The organism is Tenacibaculum sp., assembly GCF_048269885.1.
Lineage (GTDB): Bacteria > Bacteroidota > Bacteroidia > Flavobacteriales > Flavobacteriaceae > Polaribacter.
The window spans coordinates 40,166-66,461 of sequence record NZ_JBLWTZ010000008.1 but is presented as its reverse complement, the minus strand read 5'-3'; the positions used below and the strand labels follow the sequence as shown (position 1 = coordinate 66,461).

Sequence of the window (26,296 nt, the reverse complement as noted above, 5' to 3'; positions counted from 1 at the left end):
TTATGCTTTTACTTTTTTGATGTTCTCGATAAACTGGTCAAATAAATATTCTGCGTCGTGCGGTCCAGGACTCGCTTCTGGATGGTACTGAACAGAGAATACATTTTTAGACTTCATTCTAATACCTGCTACGGTATGATCATTTAAGTGTACATGAGTTATTTCCACATCTGGATGCGCTTCTGCTTCTTCTCTATTGATAGCGAAACCATGGTTTTGAGAAGTAATTTCTCCCTTACCTGTTAGTAAGTTCTTCACAGGATGATTAATTCCTCTGTGACCATTGTGCATTTTATAAGTAGAAATTCCATTCGCTAGTGCTATTACCTGATGTCCTAAACAAATACCAAATAACGGTAAATCTTTTTCGATGATTTGTTTTGCTGTTTTTTGAGCTTCTTCTAGAGGCTCTGGGTCTCCAGGTCCGTTAGAAATAAAATATCCATCTGGATTAAAATCACTCATTTGCTCGAAACTAGCATTGTAAGGATATACTTTAACATAAGCTCCTCTTTTTGCTAAGTTTCTTAAAATGTTTTTCTTGATACCAATATCTAAAGCTGATATTTTAATGGGAGCGTTTTCATCACCGACAAAATAAGGTTCTTTAGTTGATACCTTTGAAGCTAATTCTAATCCTTCCATATTAGGAGTATCTGCCAATTGCTTCTTTAATTCGTCTATTTTCTCTACTTCAGTTGAAATAATAGCATTCATAGCTCCATTTTCTCTAATGTAAGATACTAACGCACGCGTGTCAACATCTGAAATAGCTACTAAATTGTGTTTTTCGAACCAGTCGAATAAGTTTCCATCTGAATCTACACGAGAGTGTGTAAAACTAAAGTTACGACAAATTAAGCCTGAAATTTTAATTCCCTCAGATTCTACTTCTTCGTTATTAACTCCATAATTACCAATATGAGCATTGGTAGCTACCATTAATTGTCCGAAGTAAGAAGGATCTGTAAAAATTTCTTGATATCCTGTCATACCTGTATTAAAACAAATTTCTCCTGTTGCGGTTCCTTCTATCCCAATAGATTTACCGTAGAAAATAGTTCCATCTGCTAATAAAACTAATGCTTTTTTACGTGTTTGATATTTCATTTAGTGGTGTTGTGTAATTTGTTTGCAAAAATATATAAAAAAAGGGACAAACATTAAATGTTTATCCCTTTGATATAATTTATAAAAATTCTCATTTTTATTCTTCTTCTTGTGAAGTTTGAGTTTCAACAGCTGCAGCTTCAGCTTTCTTCGCTCCACCACGACGGCTACGACGAGTACTCTTTTTAGCTTTATTTCCTTTTGGATCGTATAGCTCGTTGTAATCAACTAATTCTACCATTGCCATTGGAGCGTTATCTCCTTGACGGTTTCCTAATTTGATGATACGAACGTATCCTCCTGGTCTGTCTGCAACTTTTACAGAAATTTCCTTGAATAATTCTGTAACAGCCTCTTTACTACGCAAGTAACTAAATACTACACGACGGTTGTGCGTTGTATCGTCTTTAGATTTTGTAATTAAAGGCTCTACAAACTTACGTAAAGCTTTCGCTTTTGCTTCAGTAGTATTGATTCGCTTGTGCTCTATTAAAGAACAAGCCATGTTAGATAACATCGCTTTTCTATGCGCTGTTTTTCTACCTAAATGATTAAATTTCTTTCCGTGTCTCATGACATTTGGTTTTAGCTCTCATCTTGCTACTACCCTAATTTAGGGGAGCAAAATATGAAAGGTTAATCTTTATCTAATTTGTATTTGCTTAAATCCATTCCGAAACTTAAACCTTTGTTAGCCACTAACTCATCTAATTCAGTTAATGATTTTTTACCAAAGTTTCTGAACTTCATTAAATCGCTTTTGTTGAATGATACTAAGTCTCCTAACGTATCTACTTCTGCAGCTTTTAAACAGTTTAAAGCACGAACAGATAAATCCATATCAACTAATTTCGTCTTTAATAACTGACGCATGTGTAATGATTCTTCATCATATGTTTCAGTTTGTGCGATTTCATCAGCCTCTAAAGTGATACGCTCATCAGAGAATAACATAAAGTGGTGGATTAAAATCTTAGCTGCTTCAGTTAAGGCATCTTTAGGATTGATAGATCCATCAGTATCGATATCGAAAACTAATTTTTCGTAATCGGTCTTTTGCTCTACACGGAAATTCTCAACAGCATATTTAACATTCTTTATTGGAGTGTAAATAGAATCTGTAAAAATTGTTCCTAAAGGAGCACCAGCTCTTTTATTTTCTTCTGCTGGTACAAAACCTCTACCTTTTTCAATGGTAATTTCAGCATTTAACGTCACTGACTTGTCCATGTTACAAATAACTAAATCTGGATTTAGTACTTGAAAACCTGAGATGAACTTTTGTAAGTCACCAGCTGTTAATTGCTCTTGTCCTGATATTGCTATAGAAACTGTTTCTCTATCTGATTCTTCAATTTGCTTCTTAAAACGAACTTGTTTTAAGTTTAAGATAATTTCAGTTACATCCTCTACAACACCTTGGATAGTTGAAAACTCATGATCAACTCCGTCGATACGTAATGATGTAATAGCAAATCCTTCAAGAGATGATAATAATACTCTTCGTAAAGCATTACCCACTGTTAATCCAAAACCTGGTTCAAGAGGTCTGAATTCGAATCTTCCTGAAAAATCAGTAGATTCAATCATAATTACTTTATCAGGCTTTTGAAAATTTAAAATTGCCATATTGTTTTTTCTTCGTTTTAATTGTTATTTAGTTGCGCGGTTTATAAGTGTGAAGAAATACGAATAAACCCTTTGGCCAAATACCAATATGATTAATTTATTACTTAGAGTATAATTCTACGATTAATTGCTCTTTAATGTTTTCAGGAATTTGTAATCTTTCTGGAGCTTTTACAAATGTTCCTGATTTTTGATCAGCATTCCAAGTTAACCACTCGTAAACATTACTGTTAGCTGCTAATGAGTTTTCAATAGCTTCTAAAGATTTAGACTTTTCTCTAACTGCTACTACATCTCCTGCTTTTAAACTGTAAGATGGAATGTTAACAATATCACCGTTTACAGTGATATGACGGTGAGATACTAACTGACGTGCAGCTCTACGTGAATTTGCTACACCTAAACGGTATACTACGTTGTCTAAACGAGATTCACATAATTGTAGTAAAATTTCACCTGTTACTCCTTGAGAAGCTGATGCTTTTTTGAAAAGGTTACGGAACTGACGCTCTAAAATACCGTAAGTATATTTAGCTTTTTGCTTCTCCATTAATTGGATTGCATATTCAGATTTTTTTCCTCTTCTCTTACCTACCCCGTGTTGTCCAGGAGGGTAATTTCTTTTTTCGAAGTTCTTATCGTCTCCGAAAATTGCTTCGCCAAACTTACGAGCAATCTTAGTTTTTGGTCCTGTATATCTTGCCATTTCTAATTAAAATTAGTAGGGATTATGAATTAAGGCGTACTCCTTCGATAATCTTAAGTTCCTACTGTGTTAAAATACTTAATTTATTGCGCGCAAAAGTACGCTAAATAAAGTATAAGTTGAAAATTAATTCAACTTATACTCTTCTTCTCTTAGGTGGACGACATCCGTTGTGAGGAATTGGAGTAACATCGATAATTTCAGTTACTTCAATACCAGCGTTGTGGATAGATCTGATTGCAGATTCTCTACCGTTTCCTGGTCCTTTAACATACACCTTTACTTTACGTAAACCTGCTTCTTTAGCAACATTTGCACAATCTTCTGCGGCTAACTGAGCTGCATAAGGAGTGTTCTTTTTAGAACCTCTGAAACCCATTTTCCCTGCAGATGACCAAGAAATAACGTCACCTTTTTTGTTTGTTAAAGAAATAATAATATTGTTGAAAGATGCAGTTACGTGAGCTTCACCAACTGATTCTATTACAACTTTACGTTTTTTTGTTACTTTAGACTTTGCCATAATTCTTTACTATTAGTAAAAAATAATCAATGATTATTTTTTCTTGTTAGCTACAGTTTTTCTCTTACCTTTTCTTGTACGAGAGTTATTCTTTGTTCTTTGTCCACGTAATGGTAAACCAAGTCTGTGACGAATACCTCTTTGACATCCGATATCCATTAAACGTTTGATGCTTAATTGAACTTCAGAACGTAACTCACCTTCAATAGTGTAAGTTCCAACTTGCTCACGAATTGCTGCAATTTGATCATCAGTCCAGTCTTGAACCTTGATGCTTTCATCTATGTTAGCAGCAGCTAAAATCTCTTTAGCTCTACTTCTTCCTATACCAAAGATATAAGTTAAAGCGATAACACCTCTTTTATTCTTTGGAATATCTATACCTGCGATTCTTGCCATATAATTTAGTTTTTAGCTGTTAGCTTTTAGTTGTTAGAATCCTAAACATTTCTATTTCAAACAGATTCATCTAACTACTAATTACTAATGACTAGTGTCTTATTATTATCCTTGTCTTTGTTTAAATCTAGGATTCTTTTTGTTAATTACATATAATCTGCCTTTTCTGCGTACAATTTTGCAGTCGGCACTTCTTTTCTTTAATGATGCTCTTACTTTCATCAGTGTGTGTTTTTAATATCTGTAAGTAATTCTTGCCTTTGATAAATCATACGGACTCATTTCTAACTTTACCTTATCTCCTGGTAATAGTTTTATATAATGCATACGCATTTTTCCTGAAATGTGAGCCGTAACAATATGTCCGTTCTCTAATTCTACTCGAAACATTGCATTTGATAATGCCTCTGTAATGGTTCCGTCTTGTTGAATTGCTGGTTGCTTAGCCATATTATTTTAATGATTTTCTGTTACTGTTCCCTGTTTTCATTAAACCGTCATAACGACTGTTTAATAAATACGAGTTTATTTGCTGAATAGTGTCGATTGCAACTCCTACCATAATAATTAAAGATGTTCCACCATAAAACATTGCCCAGTTTTGAGTAACTCCAAACTTAACAATAACTGCTGGTAATATCGATAAAGCGGCTAAGAACAACGATCCTGGTAATGTAATTTTTGACAATACCGAATCTAAAAAACTAGCTGTTTCTTCACCTGGCTTATATCCTGGAACAAAACCATTACTTCTCTTTAAATCCTCTGCCATTTTATTCGTAGGAATTGTGATGGCTGTATAGAAGTAACTAAAGACAATAATTAATAAAGCAAATATAACGTTATACCATAAACCGTTAATATCAGTCAAACTGTTTAATGCTGGATATTTTTGTCCTAACGCTATTGGTAAAAACATAATAGCTTGTGCAAAAATAATTGGCATTACTCCAGCGGCATTCAGTTTTAAAGGAATGTACTGTCTAGCACCATCAACATCTTTAATATTTGTAACAGCTGTACGACGTGCGTATTGAACGGCTACTTTACGTACTGCGGTAACTAATAATACGGTTAACAAGATTACTACAAACCAAACTATTAATTCGATTAAAATCATCATAATTCCTCCTGCTCCTGCAGTTTGTTTAGAAACTAACTCTTGAATAAATGCTGCTGGGAAATTTGCGATAATACCAACGGTAATTAATAATGAAATTCCATTACCAACTCCTTTATCAGTAATACGCTCTCCTAACCACATTGCAAAAATTGTTCCTGCACTTAAAAGAATGATTGATGACACCCAAAATGTTGCTCCTGTTACTAAGAATGCTTCTTGCGGTAAGCCCATTTGGTTTTGGATTACTCCAATATAGGTTGGTGCTTGAAACAATGTAATAGCAATCGTAAGCCATCTTGTTATTTGCGTAATCTTCTTACGTCCACTTTCTCCATCTTTTTGTAATTTTTGCAAATATGGTACCGCAATACCCATTAGCTGAACTACAATAGATGCAGAAATATAAGGCATTATACCAAGTGCCATTACTGACGCTCTAGCAAATGCCCCACCTGTAAATGCGTTTAATAAACCTAAAAGTCCACTGTCAGTACTGTCTTTTAATGCTGATAACTGAGTAGGATCAATTCCTGGTAATGGAACTGCTGCCATAAAACGGTAAACAGCGATTAAACCTAAGGTTAAAAGTAATTTTTCTTTTAACTCTTCAATCTTCCAAATGTCTTTTAAAGTATTTATAAAATTCATCATTTACAATTCTTATAATGTTACTGCTTCACCTCCTGCTGCTTCGATAGCTGCTTTAGCTGACGCTGTAAATTTATGTACAGTTATATTTAATTTAGCCTTTAACTCTCCACCACCTAATATTTTAACTAAGTCGTTTTTACGAGCCAATCTGTTTTCTACTAAAACATCTAAATTAACTGTATCTGTTATCTTTCCGTTATCTACTAATGACTGTAACTTGTCTAAATTTACACCAACATATTCTTTACGATTAATGTTAGTGAAACCAAATTTAGGCACACGTCTTTGAAGAGGCATTTGTCCTCCTTCAAATCCTATTTTACGAGAATAACCAGAACGAGATTTAGCTCCTTTATGTCCTCTTGTAGAGGTACCTCCGTGACCAGAACCTTCTCCACGAGCGATTCTTTTACCGCTTTTTGTAGATCCTGCTGCTGGTTTTAAGTTGTGTAAACTCATCTTTATATTGTCTTATTTAATTTCTTCTACAGAAACTAAGTGTGAAACTTTACTTACCATACCCAAAATTGTAGCTGATGCATCATGCTCTACAGTTTGGTTCATTTTACGTAAACCTAACGCCTCTAACGTTCTTTTTTGATTTTTAAGGCGACCGATTTGACTTTTTACTTGTGTAATTCTAATTTTACTCATCGTCTTAAATTTTAACCGTTAAAAACTTTCTCTAAAGAGATACCTCTTTGCTTAGCAATAGTTGCAGCACTACGTAATTGTAATAAAGCGTCAAAGGTTGCTTTTACAACGTTGTGTGGGTTAGATGATCCTTGAGATTTTGATAATACGTCTTTAATACCTACAGCTTCTAATACTAAACGTACAGCACCTCCGGCAATAACCCCGGTACCGTGTGAAGCAGGCTTGATGAATACTTTTGCTCCACCAAATTTACCTTTTTGTTCGTGTGGTAATGTTCCTTCTAAAATAGGAATACGTACTAAATTTTTCTTTGCATCTTCTACTGCCTTTGCAATTGCAGAAGAAACATCTTTAGATTTTCCTAATCCGTGACCTACAACTCCGTTCCCATCTCCTACTACTACGATAGCAGAGAATCCGAATGCTCTACCTCCTTTAGTTACTTTGGTAACACGTTGTACACCAACTAATTTATCTACAAGCTCTAATCCGCTTGGTTTTACTCTTTCTACGTTTTTATATCCTAACATAATATAATTTCTTAAAATTTTAAACCAGCTTCTCTTGCAGCGTCTGCTAATACTTTAACTCTTCCGTGGTATAAATATCCGTTACGGTCAAAAGCAACAGTATCAACACCAGCCTTTACAGCTTTTTCAGCAATAGCTTTACCTACAGCTGTAGCCGCTTCTGCTTTAGAACTAGATGTAATTTCTTTATCTCTTGATGATGCAGATGCTAATGTAACTCCTGCAACGTCATCAATTAACTGAGCATAGATTTCTTTGTTACTTCTAAAAACTGATAACCTTGGTTTTTCAGCTGTACCTGTAACAATCTTTCTAATTCTATGCTTAATTCGTTGTCTTCTTTCAAGCTTTGATAATGCCATAATAATTTCTCTTATTTATTATGCAGATTTACCTGCTTTTCTTCTTAATACTTCTCCTACAAACTTAATTCCTTTTCCTTTGTAAGGCTCTGGCTTACGGAATGAACGAATTTTTGCTGCAACTTGACCAACTAATTGTTTGTCATGTGAAGTTAACTTTACGATTGGATTTTTACCTTTTTCAGATACTGTTTCAACCTTAACTTCTGGAGCTAAATCTATTACAATATTGTGAGAGAAACCTAAGGCTAAATCTAATTTTTGACCTTGGTTAGATGCTCTATAACCAACACCTACTAACTCTAACTCTTTAGTAAAACCTTTGCTTACTCCTTCAACCATATTATTGATTAAAGCACGGTATAAACCATGTGCAGCTCTATGATCTTTACTATCTGATGGTCTTTCTAAAGTAATGGTACCATCTTCAACTTTTACAGTAATATCAGACTTAATTTCTTGAGTTAACTCTCCTAATTTTCCTTTTACTGTAACCACATTTTCGTCTACTTTTACTTCAACACCTTGTGGCAATGCGATTGGATTCTTTCCTATTCTACTCATCTTACAAAATGTTTTTTAGTAAACGTAACACAATACTTCTCCACCAACGTTCTCTTGTCTTGCTTTTTTGTTTGTCATTACACCTTTTGATGTAGAAACAATTGCAATCCCTAATCCGTTTAATACTCTTGGCATTTCTTTAGCGCCAACGTATCTACGTAAACCTGGTGTTGAAATTCTTTGAATCTTTCTGATTACTGATTCTTTCGTATCACGATCGTATTTTAACGCTATCTTAATAGTTCCTTGTACTTTATCGTCATTGAACTGATAACTTAAAATGTAACCTTGATCGAACAAAATTTTCGTCATTTCCTTCTTCAACTTTGAAGCAGGAACTTCAACTACTCTGTGATTTGCTGCAATAGCATTTCTCACACGAGTAAGAAAATCCGCGATTGGATCTGTATACATAGTTAATTAATTTTCGGTTTTGGTTTTTAGTACCCTTATCTTATCAATACGCATACTAAACCTGAAACCAGTTAATACTTATTTAATTGTTTTTTGAGTAAAATCTCGTAGGCATTATACTGTTTAATCAGTATTTACTTACAAGGCATAATTTACCCTATAAAAACAGTGTGCAAATATACGTAAAGTTTTCAAAAAAAAAAGAGATTTTTCAATTATCGATTTGACAATTAATTTATTGCTAAATTTTAATCGCTTTCTTCAGGATTTAAATAGTAGTTATCTTTTACTTTTTTACAGTCATATTTTTCATTCCAAAGAAAAATCTTATCCTCTTAAACGGATAAATTATCAATACATATATTAACGAAATCACAACTAGTGAAACACTAAAAAGAAGTGTTATTTTGTTAAAAATAGATGCGTTAATCTTCAAAATATAATAACCTAGCGCAATAATAATTGTTTGATGCAGCATATAAAAAGGATAAATAGCTTCGTTTAGTTTACTTAATACAAAGCTATTATTGTTCAAATATTTTTGACTATAACCTAATGTGCAAAGAATTACGGACCAAACTAAACCACAAACCAAATACCAGAGATTCCATCGTTGTTCTAAAGAAATATAAGGTGAGATAATATCAGATGGTAAGAAATAATAAAAGTAAAACACAACAGTTGAAGCGAATGCCACATACAAATACTTTCTTCTGTTACTATAAATAGTTAACCAAAGAACTTCCATACTCGCTATAAAAATACCACTTACAAAAAAGAAACCATAATATAAAGTTGAAGAAAGATTAAAAATACTTTTTGAATCACTAGGAAAATAATACTTCCCTATTACTTTCAGAATTATCAAAACTATACACCAAGAAAAAACACCATACTTAAAAGTTAGTTTAATAAGTATTGATTTAAATCTTTTACTCTTAGAAGACCTGACAAAAACAATCAAAGGAATTACGAAAAGAGACAACCAAAAAAGATTTTCAATAAACCAAAGATGGTTTACATCTAATCGAGACACAATACTAAAGTAACTTTCAAAAAATGAATTATGCTCATCATGATTTTCAAAATAGGTTTGTGGAGGAATTAATACCAATACACCAAAAATTAATGGAATTAATAATCGTAGACTTCGTTCTTTTACAAAGTGAAACCAGTGTCTTTTCGAAAAGGCAAAAATGGTTCCTACTCCTGAAATTAAGAACAGTAATGGTAAACGAAACTGTTCAAAAAAAACCATAAGATTATCAAGTAATTTACTTGATTCTTCATTCATAATATGAAAATCGTCACCATTAAAAGGCATGCAAACATGATGAACAAAAACAGTAAGAACTGAAATCACACGTAACCAATCTAAATCGTATCGTCTTTTAGTTTTCATAAATATTTAATTATATCTGTACGAAACTAGCTACGATTTAGGTGTATGCAACAGGTTATTTAAGAATTGGGACGACTAACAAAAGAAATGTTATGAGTAACAAGCTAAGATATTAAACCATTTAATTGAGCTTCAAACTTTGAAATCATAGACCTTGAAACCGGAACAATTTCAGTATGGTTTTTTAATACTATTTTATAGCCTTGTGTATTTCCTTTAATCGATGCTATTTTATTCAAGTTTACAAGAAAAGAACGATGTGTTTTACAAATAAATGCAAATTCGGATAATTGGTTTTCTAAACTTTTCAATGTTAATCTCTTTAAAGACTTACCATCAGACAAGAAAATCTCTGTATAGTTTTTGTCGGATTTAGCATTTAAAAAATCACTTAAGGTTAAGTCAAAATCATCACTCTTTACTGAAGTTATAATTTTTATAGTCTCATCTTCATTATGCGGTACAAATAAATGATGAGTTAAATTTCTACTACGCTTGTTATAGATATTCTTTAATCTCTCAATATTTACTGAAGTTATAATGAACAACAATAAACTTCCAACCAACAAGGTATTTCTTATTTCCTCAACTAAATAACTGAATGACCAATTATCGTCTTTATCATAAATAACATCCCTGATAAGAAATTGTCCTACACCAATAATGATTAGAAGAATTAATAAAAATAATAGTTCATATTTAACTAACCAATCATCACTTTTACTTCGAAACCCATTTAAAACTAAAACTAATATTAAAAAAACTATAAATGAAACTAATGAGTGAATAAGAGAGATTATAAAGTAAGGATATTTTAGCTCTTGAAAATTAACTTCAAATGGCTCAAATAAAAAACTAAATACTGTAGAGAGTATTAAGATTACCATACCTAATACCAAAGCATTTTTGAAATTATAGTAATAGGGGTATTGATTGTTTAAAAACTTATTCACTTTATTCTTACTTTTCATGCAAAATAAAAAAAGGTGCACAAACAACATGTTGTACACCTTTTTTATATTGTAATAACTGATATACTACCAGCTTGCTTTCTTTACTCCTGGAATTAATCCTTGGTTAGCCATTTCACGGAAAGTAACACGTGAAATTCCGAACTGACGCATATATCCCTTAGGACGTCCAGTTAGCTTACAACGATTGTGCATTCTAATTGGTGATGCGTTTTTTGGTAACTTTTGTAATGCTTCATAGTCTCCAGCTTCTTTTAAAGCTTTTCTCTTTTCTGCATATTTAGCAACCATTTTAGCTCTTTTGCGCTCACGCGCTTTCATTGATTCTTTAGCCATCTTATTAATTCTTTTTAAATGGTAATCCTAATTCTCCTAATAATGATTTAGCTTCTTTATCAGTACTTGCAGATGTTACAAAAGTAATATCCATACCACTAATTTTTTTCACTTGATCAATATTAATCTCTGGGTAGATGATTTGTTCAGTAATTCCTAAATTGTAATTACCTCTACCATCAAAACCATTTGCTTTGATACCGTTAAAGTCTCTTACACGTGGTAAAGAAGCGGTAACTAATCTATCTAAAAATTCGTACATTTTATCTCCTCTTAACGTAACTTTTGCTCCAATAGGCATTCCTTTACGTAATTTGAAGTTTGCAACGTCTTTCTTAGAAATGGTAGGTACTGCTTTCTGACCAGTAATCGTAGTTAACTCATCAATAGCATATTCTATTAATTTCTTATCTGCTATAGCTGCACCAACACCTTTACTTACAACTATTTTTTGTAATTTAGGTACTTGCATTACATTGCTATAACCAAATTCATCAGTAAGAGCTTTGATAACTCTGCTCTTGTACTCTTCTCTTAATCTTGGTACGTAACTCATTGTTATATTGCTTTATCTGATTTTTTTGATACTCTTACTTTTTTATCTCCTTCCACTTTATATCCAACTCTTACAGCTTCCCCGTTTTCGGTTAAAGCTACGTTTGATATGTGTAATGGAGCTTCTTTCTTTACAATTCCACCTTGAGGATTAGCAGCACTTGGCTTAGTGTGTTTAGACACCATGTTTACACCTTCTACTACTACTCTATCCTTGTCTTTAAGAATTTGTAAAACTTTTCCTTCAGATCCTTTGTGATCTCCTGCTATAACTTTAACAGTATCTCCTGATTTAATTTTAAATTTTTTCATTTTAAAATCTGATTTTATAACACCTCAGGTGCTAATGATACTATTTTCATAAATTGTTTCTCACGTAATTCACGAGCCACAGGTCCGAATACACGAGTACCTCTCATTTCCTCTGAAGGATTTAAAAGTACACAAGCATTGTCATCAAATCTGATATATGATCCGTCTTTACGTCTAACTTCTTTCTTAGTACGAACAACAACTGCACGAGATACTTGACCTTTCTTTACAGTTCCGTTAGGAGTTGCAGATTTAACTGAAACTACAATTTTATCTCCAACGCTAGCGTAACGCTTTTTTGTTCCTCCTAAAACTCTAATCACTAAAACTTCTTTTGCTCCAGTGTTATCTGCGACTTTTAATCTTGATTCTGTCTGTAACATATTATTTAGCTCTTTCTAGGATTTCTACTAATCTCCAACGCTTAGATTTACTCATAGGACGTGTTTCCATGATCCTTACAGTATCTCCTTCGTTGCAATCGTTATTCTCGTCATGTGCAACGTACTTCTTAGTCTTTAATACGAACTTTCCGTACATTGGGTGCTTTACTCTTTTTACCTCGTTTACAACGATAGATTTCTCCATCTTGTTACTAGATACTACACCGATTCTCTCTTTTCTAAGATTTCTTTTTTCCATCTTTAAAACTGACTAGAATTATTGTAATTCTCTTTTAGTTAACTCTGTAGCAATTCTTGCTACAGTTTTTCTTAAGCTACGTAACTCTAATGGGTTTTCCAATGGAGTTATGGCGTGTGCCATCTTAAGATCAGTATAATTTTTCTTCAACGCCCCTAGCTTTTCTTGTAAGTCAGCTGTTGATAATTCTTTAATTTCTGATTGTTTCATGATCTAATAGAATTAAGCGTTATAATCAAAATCTCTTGCTATTACAAACTTCGTTTTCACAGGAAGTTTCTGCGCTGCTAAACGTAAAGCTTCTTTTGCTATTTCCATTGGTACTCCACCAATTTCAAACAAAATTCTACCTGGTTTTACAACTGCTACAAAGTGGTCTGGTGCTCCTTTACCTTTACCCATACGTACCTCTAACGGTTTCTTTGTTATTGGTTTGTCTGGGAAAATTTTAATCCAAAGTTGCCCCTCTCTTTTCATATAACGAGTTGCCGCAATACGAGCTGCCTCAATTTGACGAGAGGTAAGTAAGTTCTGGTCTAATGATTTGATACCAAACATTCCGTTAGAAAGTTGAGTACCTCTACCAGAGTTACCTTTCATATTTCCTTTCGCCTTCTGTACCTTACGGTATTTTACTCTTTTTGGCTGTAACATTGTTAATTTCTTTTAAAAATTATTTTCTTCTGCGAGGTTGACGTTTACCACCACCTTTGTTTCCACTACCTTTTTGCTTAGATAGTCCAACTAATGGAGATAATTCACGTTTTCCATAAACCTCACCTTTCATAATCCATACTTTCACACCGATTCTTCCGTATGTAGTATGTGCTTCAACAAGTGCATAATCGATATCTGCTCTGAAGGTAGAAAGAGGAATTCTTCCTTCTTTGTAATGCTCAGAACGTGCCATTTCAGCTCCGTTTAAACGACCTGATAATTGCACTTTAATTCCTTCAGCATTCATTCTCATTGCAGCAGCAATTGCCATTTTAGTAGCTCGCTTATAAGAAATTCTGTTTTCGATTTGACGTGCGATACTAGCAGCAACTAATTTTGCATCTAATTCTGGACGTTTGATTTCGAAAATGTTGATTTGAACTTCTTTACCTGTAATTTTCTTAAGCTCTTCTTTTAACTTGTCTACCTCTTGACCTCCTTTACCAATAATGATACCTGGACGTGCAGTAGTGATAGTAACGGTTACAAGTTTTAAAGTACGCTCAATAATAACTCTTGATACACTTGCTTTAGATAATCTAGCATATAAATACTTTCTTATCTTATCATCTTCAGCAATCTTATCTCCGTAGTCATTTCCACCATACCAGTTAGATTCCCATCCTCTGATAATTCCTAAACGATTTCCTATTGGATTTGTCTTTTGTCCCATTTCTACTTTGATTAATTACTGTTATTTTTAGTTCCTAACTCTAAAGTTACGTGATTAGAACGCTTACGAATTCTGTGTGCACGACCTTGTGGAGCTGGTCTTAACCTTTTTAACATACCTGCGCTATCAACACAAATTGATTTTACGTATAATCCAGCATCTTCAATACTTGCATCTTCATTTTTAGCTTGCCAGTTAGCAATTGCTGATAATAATAACTTTTCTAAGTTACGTGATGCTTCTTTTGAACTGAACTTTAAGATTTGTAAAGCTTTTTCTACTTCTACTCCTCTTACTAAATCTGCTACCAAGCGCATTTTTCTTGGTGATGTAGGACAATTAGTTAACTTAGCGAAAGCTCTTGACTTTCTAGCTTCTTTTAACTGTGTTGCCATGTTATGTTTACGACTTCCCATAATTTCCTACTATTTTTTACCTTTATTTTTTGCACCAGCGTGTCCTCTAAATGAGCGTGTTGGTGAAAATTCGCCTAATTTATGACCTACCATGTTTTCAGTAACGTAAACTGGTACAAACTGACGTCCGTTGTGAACTGCAATTGTTTGTCCTACGAAATCAGGAGTAATCATACTTGCTCTAGACCAAGTTTTGATAACTGACTTACTACCTGCTTCTACGTTAGCTAACACTTTTTTCTCTAATTTATAGTGAACGTAAGGTCCTTTTTTTAATGATCTTGCCATGGTTTATTATTTCTTTCTACGTTCTACGATATACTTATTACTAGCTTTGGTCTTTGATCTAGTTTTATATCCTTTAGCAGGAATACCGTTTCTAGATCTTGGATGCCCTCCAGAAGAACGTCCTTCACCACCTCCCATTGGGTGATCAACAGGGTTCATTCTTACTGCGTTTGTTCTTGGTCTTCTTCCTAACCATCTACTTCTACCTGCTTTACCTGAAACTAATAATTGGTGGTCTGAATTAGACACTACTCCAACTGTAGCCATACAAGTTAATAAGATAAGTCTTGTTTCACCAGAAGGTAATTTAACTGTTGCATATTTTCCTTCTTTAGCAACTAACTGAGCAAAAGCTCCTGCAGAACGAGCCATCACAGCTCCTTGACCTGGGTGTAATTCAATACAAGAAATGGTAGTTCCTAAAGGAATTTCGCTTAAATACATAGCGTTCCCTACTTCTGGAGCTACTTCCTTTCCTGAAATGATTGTTTGCCCTACTTTTAATCCGTTTTGCGCAATTACATAACGTTTTTCACCATCAGCATAACTAACTAATGCAATAAATGCAGTACGGTTTGGATCGTACTCAATAGTTTTTACTGTTGCAGGAATACCTTGCTTATCTCTTTTAAAATCGATAATACGGTATTTTTGTTTATGACCTCCACCGATGTTACGTGTAGTCATTCTACCTTGGTTGTTTCGACCTCCAGATCGTTTTTTCGGAGCTAATAAAGATTTCTCCGGCTTATCAGTAGTAATGGTGTCGAACCCATTTACAACTCTAAAACGCTGACCTGGTGTTATTGGTTTTAATTTTCTAACTGACATTCTGTCTTTTCTTAAAGATTGTTATAAAAATCAATAGTTTCTCCTTCAGCTAACTGAACGATTGCTTTCTTGTATCCACTTGTTAACCCAGTAACTAAACCTTTTTTAGTGTATTTAGTTTTTCTTTGTGCTGGATAATTCATTGTTTTTACAGATTCAATCGCTACACCATAAGCAGCTTCTACAGCTCCTTTGATTTCTAATTTGTTAGCTTTCTTATTTACAACAAATGTATAACGGTTGTTTAACTCGCTATCATTTGTAGCTTTTTCTGTAATAATAGGTTTAATTAAAATACTCATCTTCTTCCCTATTTACTTAAATTAGACTCAATTCCTTCTAGAGAGCTCTCAGCAATTACCACTGTATTAGCATTTAAAACGCTGTATGTGTTAATACCTGAAGCATCTACTACTTTAGAACCTTTTAAGTTACGAGATGATAAGTAAACATTTTTACTTTCTTCACCTAATACGAATAAAGACTTTTTAGTGTCTAATTCTAAAGCTTTTAAAACATTGATAAACTCTTTAGTTTTTGGAGCTTCAAAATTGAAGTCTTCAACAACTACTAAATTGTTTTCTTTTGCTTGAATACTTAAAGCCGATTTACGTGCTAAACGCTTTAAGTTTTTATTTAACTTAAAAGAATAACTTCTTGGTCTAGGACCGAATATACGTCCTCCACCTCTAAAAACAGGAGATTTGATACTTCCTGCACGAGCTGTACCAGTTCCTTTTTGTTTTTTAATCTTTCTTGTACTACCAGCAATCTCAGCTCTTTCTTTCGATTTATGAGTACCTTGTCTTTGATTAGCCAAATACTGCTTAACATCTAAATAAATCGCGTGATCATTTGGCTCAATTCCGAATACCTCGCTAGAAAGTTCAACTTTTCTACCAGTATCTTTTCCTGTAATATCTAATACTGCTACTTTCATTATTTCTCGATAGTTACATAAGAGTTTTTGTGACCAGGAATTGCTCCTTTTACAACGATAAGATTCTTATCTGCAACCACTTTTAAAACTCTTAAATTTTGAACTTTTACTTTGTCTCCACCCATACGACCTGCCATACGCATTCCTTTGAATACTCTTGCAGGGTATGATGCTGCACCAATTGAACCTGGAGCTCTTAAACGGTTATGTTGACCGTGAGTTGCTTGTCCAACCCCGCCAAAACCATGACGTTTAACAACACCTTGAAAACCTTTACCTTTAGAAACCCCTGATACATCAACGAATTCTCCTTCAGCAAAGTGTTCAACAGTAATTGAGTCACCTAATTTGTACTCACCTTCGAATCCTTGGAACTCAACGACTTTTCTTTTAGCAGATGTACCAGCTTTTTTAAAGTGACCATCTAAAGCTTTGTTAGAGCTTTTTGCTTTTTTGTCATCGAAACCAAGTTGTAACGCGTTATAGCCGTCAACCTCTTCGGTTCTGACTTGGGTAACAACGCAAGGACCTGCTTCGATTACTGTACAAGGAATATTTTTCCCGTTTTCATCGAATAAGCTGGTCATTCCTACTTTTCTTCCTATTAACCCAGACATATTTGTTAATTTTCAGACGATTAGATATTTTTATCCAGCGCGTCTATTAATAAAATAATTTTTGAAACAAATGTTTCCTTTTTTTCCTTTGTGTTTTCAAAAAAAAAGAGCGAAAACACCTTCACTCTATGAATTTGTTTTTACCGTTTTTCCTTCGCGAAACCCTCAGGACATGTTATTTCTGAATACATTCCAGAAATTTAAACACCCCGAAACCAAAATTTCGGTGTGCAAAAGTATAAAAAACTTTCGGCTTAACAAAATTAAACCGAAAGTTATTGATTTACTTATACTTTAATCTCAACTTCAACTCCACTTGGTAACTCAAGTTTCATTAGCGCATCAATAGTTTTTGAAGAAGAACTATAAATATCTAACAATCTTTTGTAAGCAGATAATTGAAATTGCTCTCTTGATTTTTTGTTTACGTGTGGTGAACGTAATACTGTAAAAATCTTTTTATTTGTTGGTAAAGGAATTGGTCCGTTTACTACAGCACCAGTACTCTTTACTGTCTTTACGATTTTTTCAGCAGACTTGTCTACTAAATTATAATCGTAAGACTTTAACTTTATTCTAATTTTTTGACTCATCTTAATTAACCTTTAGCGTTTGCGATTACTTCTTCTGAAATGTTACTTGGAGTTTCTGCATAGTGAGAGAATTCCATTGTAGAAGTTGCTCTACCTGAAGATAATGTTCTTAAAGCAGTAACATATCCAAACATTTCTGATAAAGGAACGATAGCTTTTACTACTTTAGATCCAGCACGATCGCTCATGTCGTTTACTTGTCCTCTTCTTCTGTTTAAGTCTCCAACGATGTCTCCCATGTTCTCCTCAGGAGTTAACACTTCTAATTTCATCATTGGCTCCATAATTACAGCTCTTGCAGCTTTAGCAGCAGCTTTATAACCTAATTTCGCAGCTAATTCGAATGATAATTGATCAGAATCTACAGGGTGGAAAGATCCATCCTTTAAAGTAATCTTCATCGAATCCATTTCGTAACCAGCTAAAGGACCATTTTTCATTGCTTCTTTGAATCCTTTCTCTACAGAAGGTACAAATTCTTTAGGAACGTTACCTCCCTTAATAATAGATTCAAATTGTAATCCTGTTACACCTTCTTCTGCAGGTTCCATTGTAAATACAATATCTGCAAACTTTCCACGTCCTCCAGATTGCTTTTTATAAACCTCTCTGTGATCTGCCGTAGCTGTTAATGCTTCTTTATATTCTACTTGTGGTTGCCCTTGATTTACTTCAACCTTAAACTCACGTTTTAAACGATCTACAATAATATCTAAGTGTAACTCACCCATTCCTGAGATTACAGTTTGCCCTGAAGCCTCATCTGTTTTCACTGTAAATGTTGGGTCTTCTTCAGCTAATTTTGCTAAAGCCATACCTAACTTATCTACGTCTGCCTTAGTTTTTGGCTCAACAGCGATACCAATTACTGGATCTGGGAAGTCCATCGATTCTAAAACTATTGGATTCTTTTCATCTGATAAGGTATCTCCAGTTTTAATATCTTTAAATCCTACAGCAGCTCCAATATCACCAGCTTCAATAAAATCGATAGCGTTTTGCTTATTAGAGTGCATTTGGTAAATACGTGAAATACGTTCTTTTTTACCTGAACGGTTGTTTAACACATAAGAACCAGCGTCTAAACGACCAGAATAAGCACGGAAGAATGCTAAACGTCCTACGAAAGGATCGGTAGCAATTTTAAATGCTAAAGCCGAAAATGGCGCTTTTGCATCTGGCTTACGAGTTTCTTCCTCTCCAGTATCAGGGTTAGTACCAATGATATTATCTCTATCAACAGGAGATGGTAAATAACGACATACAGCATCTAATAAAAACTGAACACCTTTATTTTTGAATGAAGACCCACATACCATAGGAATGATAGACATATCCATTACAGCAGCTCTAAGTGCAGCATGCACTTCTTCTTCTGTAATTGAATCTTCATCTTCCATGTATTTCTCTAACAAGTTTTCGTCATAAGCAGCAACCTCTTCGATTAACTTACCACGTAACTCACGAGCTTCTTCTTTTAATTCTTCTGGAATATCTACAACATCAAAAGTAGATCCGTAGTTATCATCATGCCATACAATTGCACGGTTTTTTACTAAATCTACAATTCCTTTAAAATCTGCCTCATCACCAATATTTAATACAATTGGCACTGCGTTAGACTTTAACATATCCTTTACTTGCTGACAAACTGCTAAAAAGTTCGCTCCTTGACGGTCCATTTTGTTAACGAAACCGATACGAGGTACTTTGTAGTTATCTGCCAAACGCCAGTTAGTTTCAGATTGTGGCTCAACTCCGTCTACTGCAGAGAATAAGAACACTAATCCATCTAATACACGTAACGAACGGTTTACCTCTACGGTAAAATCAACGTGACCTGGAGTATCAATAATATTAAAATGGTATCCTTTAGCATCAGCAGTAGGCTTTCCATTTTCCGTTGGGAATTGCCATGTACAAGTTGTAGCCGCAGAAGTAATAGTAATACCTCTTTCAGCTTCTTGCTCCATCCAATCCATCGTAGAAGCTCCATCGTGAACTTCTCCAATTTTATGAGATACTCCCGTATAGAAAAGGATACGCTCCGTTGTTGTTGTTTTACCAGCATCAATATGAGCAGCAATACCGATATTTCTTGTATATTTTAAATCTCTTGCCATTTCTTATTAAAATCTAAAGTGTGAGAATGCTTTATTTGCTTCAGCCATCTTGTGAGTATCTACTCTTTTCTTAACAGCAGCACCTTCTTCTTTCGCAGCAGCTAAAATCTCAGCAGCCAAACGTTGTGCCATTGTTTTTTCATTACGCTTACGCGCATAAGAGATCATCCATTTAATCGCCATAGAAACCTTACGGTCTGGACGAATTTGCATTGGAATTTGGAACGTTGCTCCACCAACACGGCGAGAACGAACTTCCACGTGAGGCATCACGTTAGATAAACCATCTTTCCACACTTCTAAAGCCGACTTTTCTTCGTCAGTTTTCTTTTCATTTACGATATCCATTGCATCGTAAAACACTTTGAACGCTACAGATTTCTTACCGTCCCACATTAAGTTATTCACAAAACGTGTAACTAATTGATCATTGAATCTAGGATCCGGTAACAAAACTCTTTTTTTAGCTCTTCTTTTCCTCATGTCTTTACATTAAAAAAGTTACTAATTATTTTTTACTTTTTGTCTTTTGGGCGTTTTGCACCGTACTTAGATCTACGTTGGGTTCTACCCTCAACTCCTGCAGTATCTAATGCTCCACGTACCACGTGATATTTAACACCTGGTAAATCTTTTACCCTTCCACCTCTAACTAATACTATCGAGTGCTCTTGCAAGTTGTGTCCCTCTCCTGGAATATACGCGTTGATTTCGTTACCATTTGTTAATCTCACCCTTGCTACCTTACGCATTGCTGAGTTAGGTTTCTTAGGTGTAGTGGTATACACACGCGTACAAACTCCACGTCTTTGTGGACATGCTTGTAAAGCAGCCGATTTACTCTTCTTAGTTATTTTGGCTCTTCCTTTACGAACTAATTGTTGAATAGTTGGCATACTAAATTATTACTTGTTTTTAATTTGTACTTAAATTACTCTAATTTTAAGAGTGTGCAAATGTACGATAATTTTCTATTTATTCAAATATCAATAAGTTATTTTTAAAATCTCCACAAAAAAAACCTTAAAATCAATCCTCCCACATTATTCCACCCTTCTATTTACACCTAAATCAGTAAGGCTTTAAAAAAAACAAACAAACTACCACATATATGTTAAAAAAATAAACATTCCCCAAAACAAAAGACACAACAATGAATTTTAAACCAAAAACAAATATCTAATTTTAAAATATTCCAATATTTTTAGAACATTTTAACAAATACCTTGTTTTTTTAAGTTTTATTTATGACTTTTGACTCAATTAATTCAAATAATTACATAATGAAAACAAAGTTTAATGGAATTTTAACGCTACTCCTAGCGTTAATTGTGCAAATATCCTTTGCACAAGAAAAAACAATTTCAGGTACAGTTTCTGATGGAACAGGACCCTTACCTGGAGTTAATGTATTAATAAAAGGTACCACGACTGGTGTAGAAACTGATTTTGATGGAAAGTTCTCTATCAAAGCAAAAACTGGCGATGTACTTGTTTTTAGTTTTGTAGGAATGAAAACTGTTGAAAAATCAGTTGGAACTTCCAACACTTTTAACATCACTATGGCTAGTGATAATGTACTTGATGAAGTTGTAGTGACTTCTTTAGGTATAAAAAGAGAGAAAAAATCACTTGGTTACGCATCACAAGAAGTAGGTGGTAAAGAAGTATCTACTGTTAAACTTAACAACGTTGTTAACTCTTTAAGTGGTAAAGTAAGCGGTGTTCAAATTAAAGCCAACAACAACTTTGGTGGATCAGCAAACTTCTTAATTCGTGGTGTAAGCTCATTCACAGGAAACAACCAACCTTTATTTGTTATTGACGGTATTCCAATGTCTAACAGAATTAACAACTCTGCAAGACAATCAGGTGGTAGTAAAGGTTACGACTACGGTAACGCAGCTTCAGATATCAACCCTGATGACGTTGAATCTATCAACATTTTAAAAGGTGCTGCTGCATCTGCTATTTATGGTTCACGTGGTGCTAACGGTGTAGTAATCATTACAACTAAAAAAGGAAAACAAGGAAAATCTAAAATTTCTATTAACTCAAGTACTACAATAGGAACTATAGACAAGAGTACTTTCTTAGAGTACCAAGATGAATATGGTGCTGGTTACGGACCATACTACGGAAGTACTGGATACTTTGAAGACATTGATGCTAACGGTGATGGGATAGCTGATTTAGTTGTTCCAACGTATGACGATGCTTCTTATGGTGCTCCATTAGACGGTAGACTAGTATACCAATGGGATGCTTTTGTTCCTGAACACAGAAATTACCAAAAAGCAACTCCTTATGTAGCAGGTAAAGCAACTCCTGCTGAATTTTTTGAAACTGCTTTTCAATACAATAATTCTGTTTCTTTTACAGGAGGTAATGAAAGAAGTACGTATAGATTAGGATATACTAATTACGATGCAACAGGTATGTTACCTAATTCAAAAATCAACAAAAATACTTTTAATGTTAATGGTACATTAAAAGTATCAGATAAATTCAATGTTGGTTCTAATGCTACCTTTATTGCACAAAGAACAAGAGGAAGAAACTCTACTGGTTATAGCGACAACTTAATGTCTCAATTTAGACAATGGTGGCAAGTAAATGTTGATGTAGATGAACTTAAACAAATCTACAATCAAACAGGAAAAAACTACTCTTGGAACAGTGAAGCTGGATTACCTACTTCAGGAGTATCTGGTGGGTCTGCATTACAGCCACACTATTGGGATAACCCATATTGGACACGTTATAAAAACTTCCAAACAGACAGAAGAAACCGTTTCGTAGGAAACGTTAACGCTACCTACTCTGTAACTGATTGGTTAGATGCAACAGTAAAAGCATCTGTAGATACTTATTCTGAATTAAGAGAAGAAAGAAGAGCTAATGGCTCAGTAGCAACTCCGTTTGGTATTTTAGGAGATGATGAAGCTTCTGGATATGACAGAATCGACATACGTTTTTCTGAATACAACTACGACTTCATGCTTAACTTCAATAAAGATTTAACTGAAGACCTGACATTAACAGGTGTATTAGGTATGAACATAAGAAGAGATAGCTACGACTACTTACACCAATCAACTGCTGGTGGTTTAACTATCCCTGGATTATATTCTTTAAGCAACTCTGCTAACCCAAATCCAAAACCTGTTGAAACTTTATCTAAAAAAGCTGTAAACGGTTATTACGTACAAGCTAACTTAGGCTACAAAGACATGCTTTTCTTAGACTTTACAGATCGTTATGACATATCTTCTGCTTTACCTGCTAAACACAATGGATACAACTATTTCGCAGTAAGTTCTAGTTTCATCTTTTCTGAATTTTTAAAAGATGCTACTTGGCTTAGCTTTGGTAAGATTAGAGGAGGTTATGCAGAGGTTGGTAACGACTTACCTGCTAATAATATTTTTGACACATACACAGTTTTAAATAACTTTGGTAGCTCAGCTTTATTCTCTTTCCCAGGAACAAAACAAAACGCCGACTTAGTTCCTGAAAGAACTAATGAAATAGAGTTTGGTTTAGAAACAAGACTTTTCAACAGCAGATTAGGATTTGACTTTACATGGTATAGAAAAAGAACTGAAGATCAGTTAATGCCAGTATCTACAACAACAGCAACAGGTTTCTCTCAAAGATGGGTTAACGCTGGTACTATGCAAAACAAAGGGTTTGAGCTTGGACTAAAAGCAACCCCTGTTTCTACTGATAATTTCAAATGGGATATCGGTGTAAACTGGGCTAAAAATGAAAACTCGGTTATTGAACTATACGGAGATCAAACAAACTTAGTATTGAACTCATTCCAAGGAGGTATTTCTATCAATGCTACTATTGGTCAACCTTACGGAACAATTAGAGGCACAGGATTTAAATACCACGACAACGGTCAGAAGATTGTAGATTCTAATGGATATTACAAAGCTGTAGCAGACCAAGTTATTGGTAACATCAACCCAGATTGGACTGGAGGTATCACAAACACGTTTACCTACAAAGACTTATCTTTAAACTTCTTGATTGATATTCAAAAAGGAGGTGATGTTTACTCTTTAGATACGCACTACGGACAAGGTACTGGTTTACCTTATTACACTGCTGGTTTAAACGAATTAGGAAATCCTAAAAGAGACCCTGTTTCAGCTGGTGGAGGTATCTTAAACGAAGGTGTATTAGAAGATGGTACTCCTAATACTACAAGAGCTCCTGCTGATTATTACGGAGGTGCATACTACTGGGGTAATGCTGACAGAAACCCTGCAGCTTTAACTATTTATGACGCTTCTTATGTAAAGTTACGTGAATTAGCTCTTACCTATAAACTACCTGTAGATAATTTATTTAATGGAGCTATAAGCAATGCGAACCTATCTTTAATCGGTAGAAACTTATGGATTATTCATAAAAACGTTCCTTTTGCTGATCCAGAATCAGGTTTAGGTGCAGGTAATGCTCAAGGTTATTTATCTGGTTCTTTCCCTACTTTAAGAACAATAGGTTTAAACTTAAACTTTGAATTTTAAAATAAAATAGAATGAAAAAATATATAATATCAGCTATCAGTTTATTCCTTGTTTTTACTTCATGTGAAGTAGATGAAGGCTTAAACATAGACACGAAAAGTCCTACTACAGTTCCTGCTAGTGGTTTATTTACCAACGGTACTAGAAACATGTTTGACTTGATGAACTCAACGAGTGTAAATAATAATGTTTTTAGACTTTACGCTCAATACTTTGCTCAAACAACATACCCAGATGAAAGCCAGTACAACCAAGTAACAAGAAATATTGGAGGAAGCATTTGGAATACTATGTACAGAGATGTTTTACAAGATTTAAAAGGTGCTAAAGAACTAGCCGCTAAGGAAGCAGAAGGAGATCAAGTAGCCTTACAAGACTTGCCAGCAAAACTTGCTCAAATTGATTTTGTTCAAGTATATGCTTACTCTGTATTGGTTGATACATTTGGTAACGTGCCTTATACCGAAGCTTTAGACACAAATAACCCAACACCTGTATACGATGATGCCGCTACTATTTATACCGACTTATTAACTAGACTTGACAATGTAATAAGCGACATAAATACTGGTAATGGATTTGAAGCTACACAAGACCCTATTTACCAAGGAGACATGTCTAAATGGCTAAAAGCAGCTGTATCTTTAAAGTTAAGATTAGCAATGCGTTTAGCAGATAGCAATGCTACATTATCACAGCAAAAAGCTGAAGAAGCTGCCTCTGCAAGCCTTATCTTAGCAAATGCTGATAACTTTGGTATTAAGTACTTAGAAGCGGCTCCTAACACAAATCCTTTATGGACTGATTTAGTACAAAGTGGACGTACTGATTATATCGCTGCAAACACTCTTGTTGACGCAATGAACCCATTAAACGACCCTAGATTAGGATCTTATTTCGAACAATTAGGTGGTGTTTATGTGGGTGGTACTTACGGTAGTGCTAACTCTCCAACTGGGGGTTCAGCTATTTCTGACTTAATGAAAACTCCAGACTTACCAGGTAACATCATAACTGCTGCTGAAGTAAACTTTTTATTAGCAGAAGCTGCAGCTAGAGGGTATACAGTTTCTAATACTACTGAAGGTTACTACAATGAAGGAATTACACAATCTATCTTAGAGTGGCAAGGTTCAGCAACTGATGCTACAACGTATTTAGCTCAGGCAAGTGTAGCTTATCCAACAGCTGCCGGAGACTGGAAACAAAAAATTGCTACTCAAAAATGGATTGCAATGTATAACAATGGTTTTGAAGGATGGACAACTTGGAGAATATTTGATGCTCCAACTTTAAATGCTCCTGCAGGAATGAGCCTTAGCGACATTCCTACAAGATTTACTTACCCTGTAGTTCAGGCACAGCTTAACAACGAAAATAACGCTGCTGCTGGAGCCGCTATTGGTGGTAATTTCAAAACGACAAAGTTATTCTGGGATTTAAACTAAAAAAAATAACCCGCTAAAAATTAAGCTGTTAGTTTGCAAACTAACAGCTTTTTTTTTATCTTTAGTTTTTAAAATTGACTTTGTAATTAACCCCTGTTTTTATCCTAAACTTAAATGCTCTTATAAAAGACCTCCATACTATAAACTAACCAAAACAGTTTTATTTCATTTTAAATCAAAAGACTGATTAACTCACAAAAACAAAAAACTTAACTATTAA

37 protein-coding genes are annotated in these 26,296 nt (G+C 34.3%); 2 read left to right on the top strand and 35 right to left on the bottom strand.

The features are described from left to right. From carA to rpsL, 35 genes are all read right to left on the bottom strand, one after another. A complete protein-coding gene (gene carA / locus ACN0WY_RS07825; protein ID WP_417799998.1) occupies positions 1-1,110 on the bottom strand; it encodes a glutamine-hydrolyzing carbamoyl-phosphate synthase small subunit in 1,110 nt (369 codons plus the stop codon). A 97-nt stretch (positions 1,111-1,207) separates the two neighbouring features. Beyond that, the gene (rplQ, locus tag ACN0WY_RS07820) at positions 1,208-1,684 is read right to left on the bottom strand and encodes a 50S ribosomal protein L17 (protein WP_330489045.1); all 477 of its coding nucleotides are present in this window, start codon (positions 1,682-1,684) and stop codon (positions 1,208-1,210) included. Positions 1,685-1,746: 62 nt separating this feature from the next. After that, positions 1,747-2,739: a DNA-directed RNA polymerase subunit alpha gene (locus ACN0WY_RS07815; protein ID WP_099215313.1), complete on the bottom strand. Its 993-nt coding sequence runs from the start codon at positions 2,737-2,739 to the stop codon at positions 1,747-1,749. Positions 2,740-2,839: 100 nt separating this feature from the next. Further along, positions 2,840-3,445, bottom strand: a complete 606-nt coding sequence (gene rpsD, locus ACN0WY_RS07810; RefSeq protein ID WP_330489044.1) for a 30S ribosomal protein S4 — start codon at positions 3,443-3,445, stop codon at positions 2,840-2,842. Between the two features lie 136 nt (positions 3,446-3,581). Beyond that, positions 3,582-3,968: a 30S ribosomal protein S11 gene (gene rpsK / locus ACN0WY_RS07805; RefSeq protein WP_068703467.1), complete on the bottom strand. Its 387-nt coding sequence runs from the start codon at positions 3,966-3,968 to the stop codon at positions 3,582-3,584. Between the two features lie 33 nt (positions 3,969-4,001). Further along, entirely contained in the window at positions 4,002-4,367 is a 366-nt protein-coding gene (gene rpsM, locus ACN0WY_RS07800; protein ID WP_125068405.1) for a 30S ribosomal protein S13, read from the bottom strand. 105 nt (positions 4,368-4,472) lie between these two features. Then, positions 4,473-4,589: a type B 50S ribosomal protein L36 gene (gene ykgO, locus ACN0WY_RS07795; RefSeq protein ID WP_010181906.1), complete on the bottom strand. Its 117-nt coding sequence runs from the start codon at positions 4,587-4,589 to the stop codon at positions 4,473-4,475. A 12-nt stretch (positions 4,590-4,601) separates the two neighbouring features. Then, positions 4,602-4,817 carry a translation initiation factor IF-1 gene (infA, locus tag ACN0WY_RS07790; RefSeq protein WP_024740627.1) on the bottom strand — a complete coding sequence of 72 codons (216 nt, stop codon included), beginning with the start codon at positions 4,815-4,817 and terminating at the stop codon, positions 4,602-4,604. A gap of 1 nt (position 4,818) precedes the next feature. After that, positions 4,819-6,138: a preprotein translocase subunit SecY gene (gene secY / locus ACN0WY_RS07785; protein WP_330489130.1), complete on the bottom strand. Its 1,320-nt coding sequence runs from the start codon at positions 6,136-6,138 to the stop codon at positions 4,819-4,821. Positions 6,139-6,150: 12 nt separating this feature from the next. Next, positions 6,151-6,600, bottom strand: coding sequence for a 50S ribosomal protein L15 (gene rplO / locus ACN0WY_RS07780; protein ID WP_047789821.1), 450 nt, complete (start codon positions 6,598-6,600; stop codon positions 6,151-6,153). A gap of 12 nt (positions 6,601-6,612) precedes the next feature. Continuing rightward, positions 6,613-6,795: a 50S ribosomal protein L30 gene (rpmD, locus tag ACN0WY_RS07775; protein WP_330489043.1), complete on the bottom strand. Its 183-nt coding sequence runs from the start codon at positions 6,793-6,795 to the stop codon at positions 6,613-6,615. 11 nt (positions 6,796-6,806) lie between these two features. Next, positions 6,807-7,331, bottom strand: a complete 525-nt coding sequence (gene rpsE, locus ACN0WY_RS07770) for a 30S ribosomal protein S5 (protein ID WP_099215310.1) — start codon at positions 7,329-7,331, stop codon at positions 6,807-6,809. An 8-nt stretch (positions 7,332-7,339) separates the two neighbouring features. Then, on the bottom strand, positions 7,340-7,690 hold the full coding sequence (gene rplR / locus ACN0WY_RS07765; protein WP_047789824.1) for a 50S ribosomal protein L18: 351 nt from the start codon (positions 7,688-7,690) through the stop codon (positions 7,340-7,342). A gap of 18 nt (positions 7,691-7,708) precedes the next feature. Further along, on the bottom strand, positions 7,709-8,254 hold the full coding sequence (rplF, locus tag ACN0WY_RS07760) for a 50S ribosomal protein L6 (protein WP_330489041.1): 546 nt from the start codon (positions 8,252-8,254) through the stop codon (positions 7,709-7,711). 15 nt (positions 8,255-8,269) lie between these two features. Further along, positions 8,270-8,668 (bottom strand): 30S ribosomal protein S8, encoded by a 399-nt coding sequence (gene rpsH / locus ACN0WY_RS07755; protein ID WP_047789826.1) that lies wholly within the window; start codon positions 8,666-8,668, stop codon positions 8,270-8,272. Positions 8,669-8,954: 286 nt separating this feature from the next. Then, entirely contained in the window at positions 8,955-10,070 is a 1,116-nt protein-coding gene (locus ACN0WY_RS07750) for an acyltransferase family protein (RefSeq protein ID WP_417799997.1), read from the bottom strand. A 104-nt stretch (positions 10,071-10,174) separates the two neighbouring features. Then, on the bottom strand, positions 10,175-11,041 hold the full coding sequence (locus tag ACN0WY_RS07745; protein ID WP_417799996.1) for a LytR/AlgR family response regulator transcription factor: 867 nt from the start codon (positions 11,039-11,041) through the stop codon (positions 10,175-10,177). A gap of 66 nt (positions 11,042-11,107) precedes the next feature. Beyond that, positions 11,108-11,377 (bottom strand): 30S ribosomal protein S14, encoded by a 270-nt coding sequence (gene rpsN / locus ACN0WY_RS07740; protein WP_028890738.1) that lies wholly within the window; start codon positions 11,375-11,377, stop codon positions 11,108-11,110. A gap of 4 nt (positions 11,378-11,381) precedes the next feature. Next, positions 11,382-11,933, bottom strand: coding sequence for a 50S ribosomal protein L5 (gene rplE, locus ACN0WY_RS07735; protein ID WP_047789827.1), 552 nt, complete (start codon positions 11,931-11,933; stop codon positions 11,382-11,384). Between the two features lie 2 nt (positions 11,934-11,935). Continuing rightward, the gene (gene rplX, locus ACN0WY_RS07730) at positions 11,936-12,244 is read right to left on the bottom strand and encodes a 50S ribosomal protein L24 (protein ID WP_125068409.1); all 309 of its coding nucleotides are present in this window, start codon (positions 12,242-12,244) and stop codon (positions 11,936-11,938) included. A 14-nt stretch (positions 12,245-12,258) separates the two neighbouring features. Next, positions 12,259-12,627, bottom strand: coding sequence for a 50S ribosomal protein L14 (gene rplN / locus ACN0WY_RS07725; protein ID WP_047789829.1), 369 nt, complete (start codon positions 12,625-12,627; stop codon positions 12,259-12,261). Position 12,628: 1 nt separating this feature from the next. Then, the gene (gene rpsQ / locus ACN0WY_RS07720; RefSeq protein WP_099215304.1) at positions 12,629-12,886 is read right to left on the bottom strand and encodes a 30S ribosomal protein S17; all 258 of its coding nucleotides are present in this window, start codon (positions 12,884-12,886) and stop codon (positions 12,629-12,631) included. 18 nt (positions 12,887-12,904) lie between these two features. Continuing rightward, complete coding sequence (gene rpmC, locus ACN0WY_RS07715; RefSeq protein WP_028890733.1) at positions 12,905-13,096, bottom strand: 50S ribosomal protein L29; 192 nt, start codon at positions 13,094-13,096, stop codon at positions 12,905-12,907. A 12-nt stretch (positions 13,097-13,108) separates the two neighbouring features. Next, positions 13,109-13,540 carry a 50S ribosomal protein L16 gene (rplP, locus tag ACN0WY_RS07710; protein ID WP_330489038.1) on the bottom strand — a complete coding sequence of 144 codons (432 nt, stop codon included), beginning with the start codon at positions 13,538-13,540 and terminating at the stop codon, positions 13,109-13,111. 19 nt (positions 13,541-13,559) lie between these two features. Further along, entirely contained in the window at positions 13,560-14,276 is a 717-nt protein-coding gene (rpsC, locus tag ACN0WY_RS07705; protein WP_099215303.1) for a 30S ribosomal protein S3, read from the bottom strand. Positions 14,277-14,287: 11 nt separating this feature from the next. Next, positions 14,288-14,692: a 50S ribosomal protein L22 gene (rplV, locus tag ACN0WY_RS07700; RefSeq protein ID WP_115900428.1), complete on the bottom strand. Its 405-nt coding sequence runs from the start codon at positions 14,690-14,692 to the stop codon at positions 14,288-14,290. A gap of 9 nt (positions 14,693-14,701) precedes the next feature. Continuing rightward, the gene (gene rpsS, locus ACN0WY_RS07695; protein WP_028890729.1) at positions 14,702-14,980 is read right to left on the bottom strand and encodes a 30S ribosomal protein S19; all 279 of its coding nucleotides are present in this window, start codon (positions 14,978-14,980) and stop codon (positions 14,702-14,704) included. A gap of 6 nt (positions 14,981-14,986) precedes the next feature. Then, positions 14,987-15,811 carry a 50S ribosomal protein L2 gene (rplB, locus tag ACN0WY_RS07690; RefSeq protein ID WP_330489037.1) on the bottom strand — a complete coding sequence of 275 codons (825 nt, stop codon included), beginning with the start codon at positions 15,809-15,811 and terminating at the stop codon, positions 14,987-14,989. An 11-nt stretch (positions 15,812-15,822) separates the two neighbouring features. Further along, on the bottom strand, positions 15,823-16,113 hold the full coding sequence (gene rplW / locus ACN0WY_RS07685) for a 50S ribosomal protein L23 (protein WP_330489036.1): 291 nt from the start codon (positions 16,111-16,113) through the stop codon (positions 15,823-15,825). 8 nt (positions 16,114-16,121) lie between these two features. Next, on the bottom strand, positions 16,122-16,751 hold the full coding sequence (rplD, locus tag ACN0WY_RS07680; protein ID WP_330489035.1) for a 50S ribosomal protein L4: 630 nt from the start codon (positions 16,749-16,751) through the stop codon (positions 16,122-16,124). Continuing rightward, on the bottom strand, positions 16,751-17,368 hold the full coding sequence (rplC, locus tag ACN0WY_RS07675) for a 50S ribosomal protein L3 (protein ID WP_047789835.1): 618 nt from the start codon (positions 17,366-17,368) through the stop codon (positions 16,751-16,753). The genes rplD and rplC overlap by 1 nt, the downstream gene beginning before the upstream one ends. Before the next feature lie 287 nt (positions 17,369-17,655). Beyond that, positions 17,656-17,961, bottom strand: coding sequence for a 30S ribosomal protein S10 (gene rpsJ / locus ACN0WY_RS07670; protein ID WP_024740605.1), 306 nt, complete (start codon positions 17,959-17,961; stop codon positions 17,656-17,658). A 5-nt stretch (positions 17,962-17,966) separates the two neighbouring features. Continuing rightward, on the bottom strand, positions 17,967-20,084 hold the full coding sequence (gene fusA / locus ACN0WY_RS07665; protein WP_330489034.1) for an elongation factor G: 2,118 nt from the start codon (positions 20,082-20,084) through the stop codon (positions 17,967-17,969). 6 nt (positions 20,085-20,090) lie between these two features. After that, the gene (gene rpsG / locus ACN0WY_RS07660) at positions 20,091-20,567 is read right to left on the bottom strand and encodes a 30S ribosomal protein S7 (RefSeq protein ID WP_028890723.1); all 477 of its coding nucleotides are present in this window, start codon (positions 20,565-20,567) and stop codon (positions 20,091-20,093) included. Positions 20,568-20,599: 32 nt separating this feature from the next. Continuing rightward, complete coding sequence (rpsL, locus tag ACN0WY_RS07655; protein WP_028890722.1) at positions 20,600-20,980, bottom strand: 30S ribosomal protein S12; 381 nt, start codon at positions 20,978-20,980, stop codon at positions 20,600-20,602. 387 nt (positions 20,981-21,367) lie between these two features. Between rpsL and ACN0WY_RS07650 the strand changes: the two genes are divergently transcribed. Then, entirely contained in the window at positions 21,368-24,628 is a 3,261-nt protein-coding gene (locus ACN0WY_RS07650) for a SusC/RagA family TonB-linked outer membrane protein (protein ID WP_330489033.1), read from the top strand. A gap of 11 nt (positions 24,629-24,639) precedes the next feature. Beyond that, positions 24,640-26,076, top strand: a complete 1,437-nt coding sequence (locus ACN0WY_RS07645) for a SusD/RagB family nutrient-binding outer membrane lipoprotein (protein ID WP_417799995.1) — start codon at positions 24,640-24,642, stop codon at positions 26,074-26,076. Positions 26,077-26,296 lie beyond the last annotated feature (220 nt).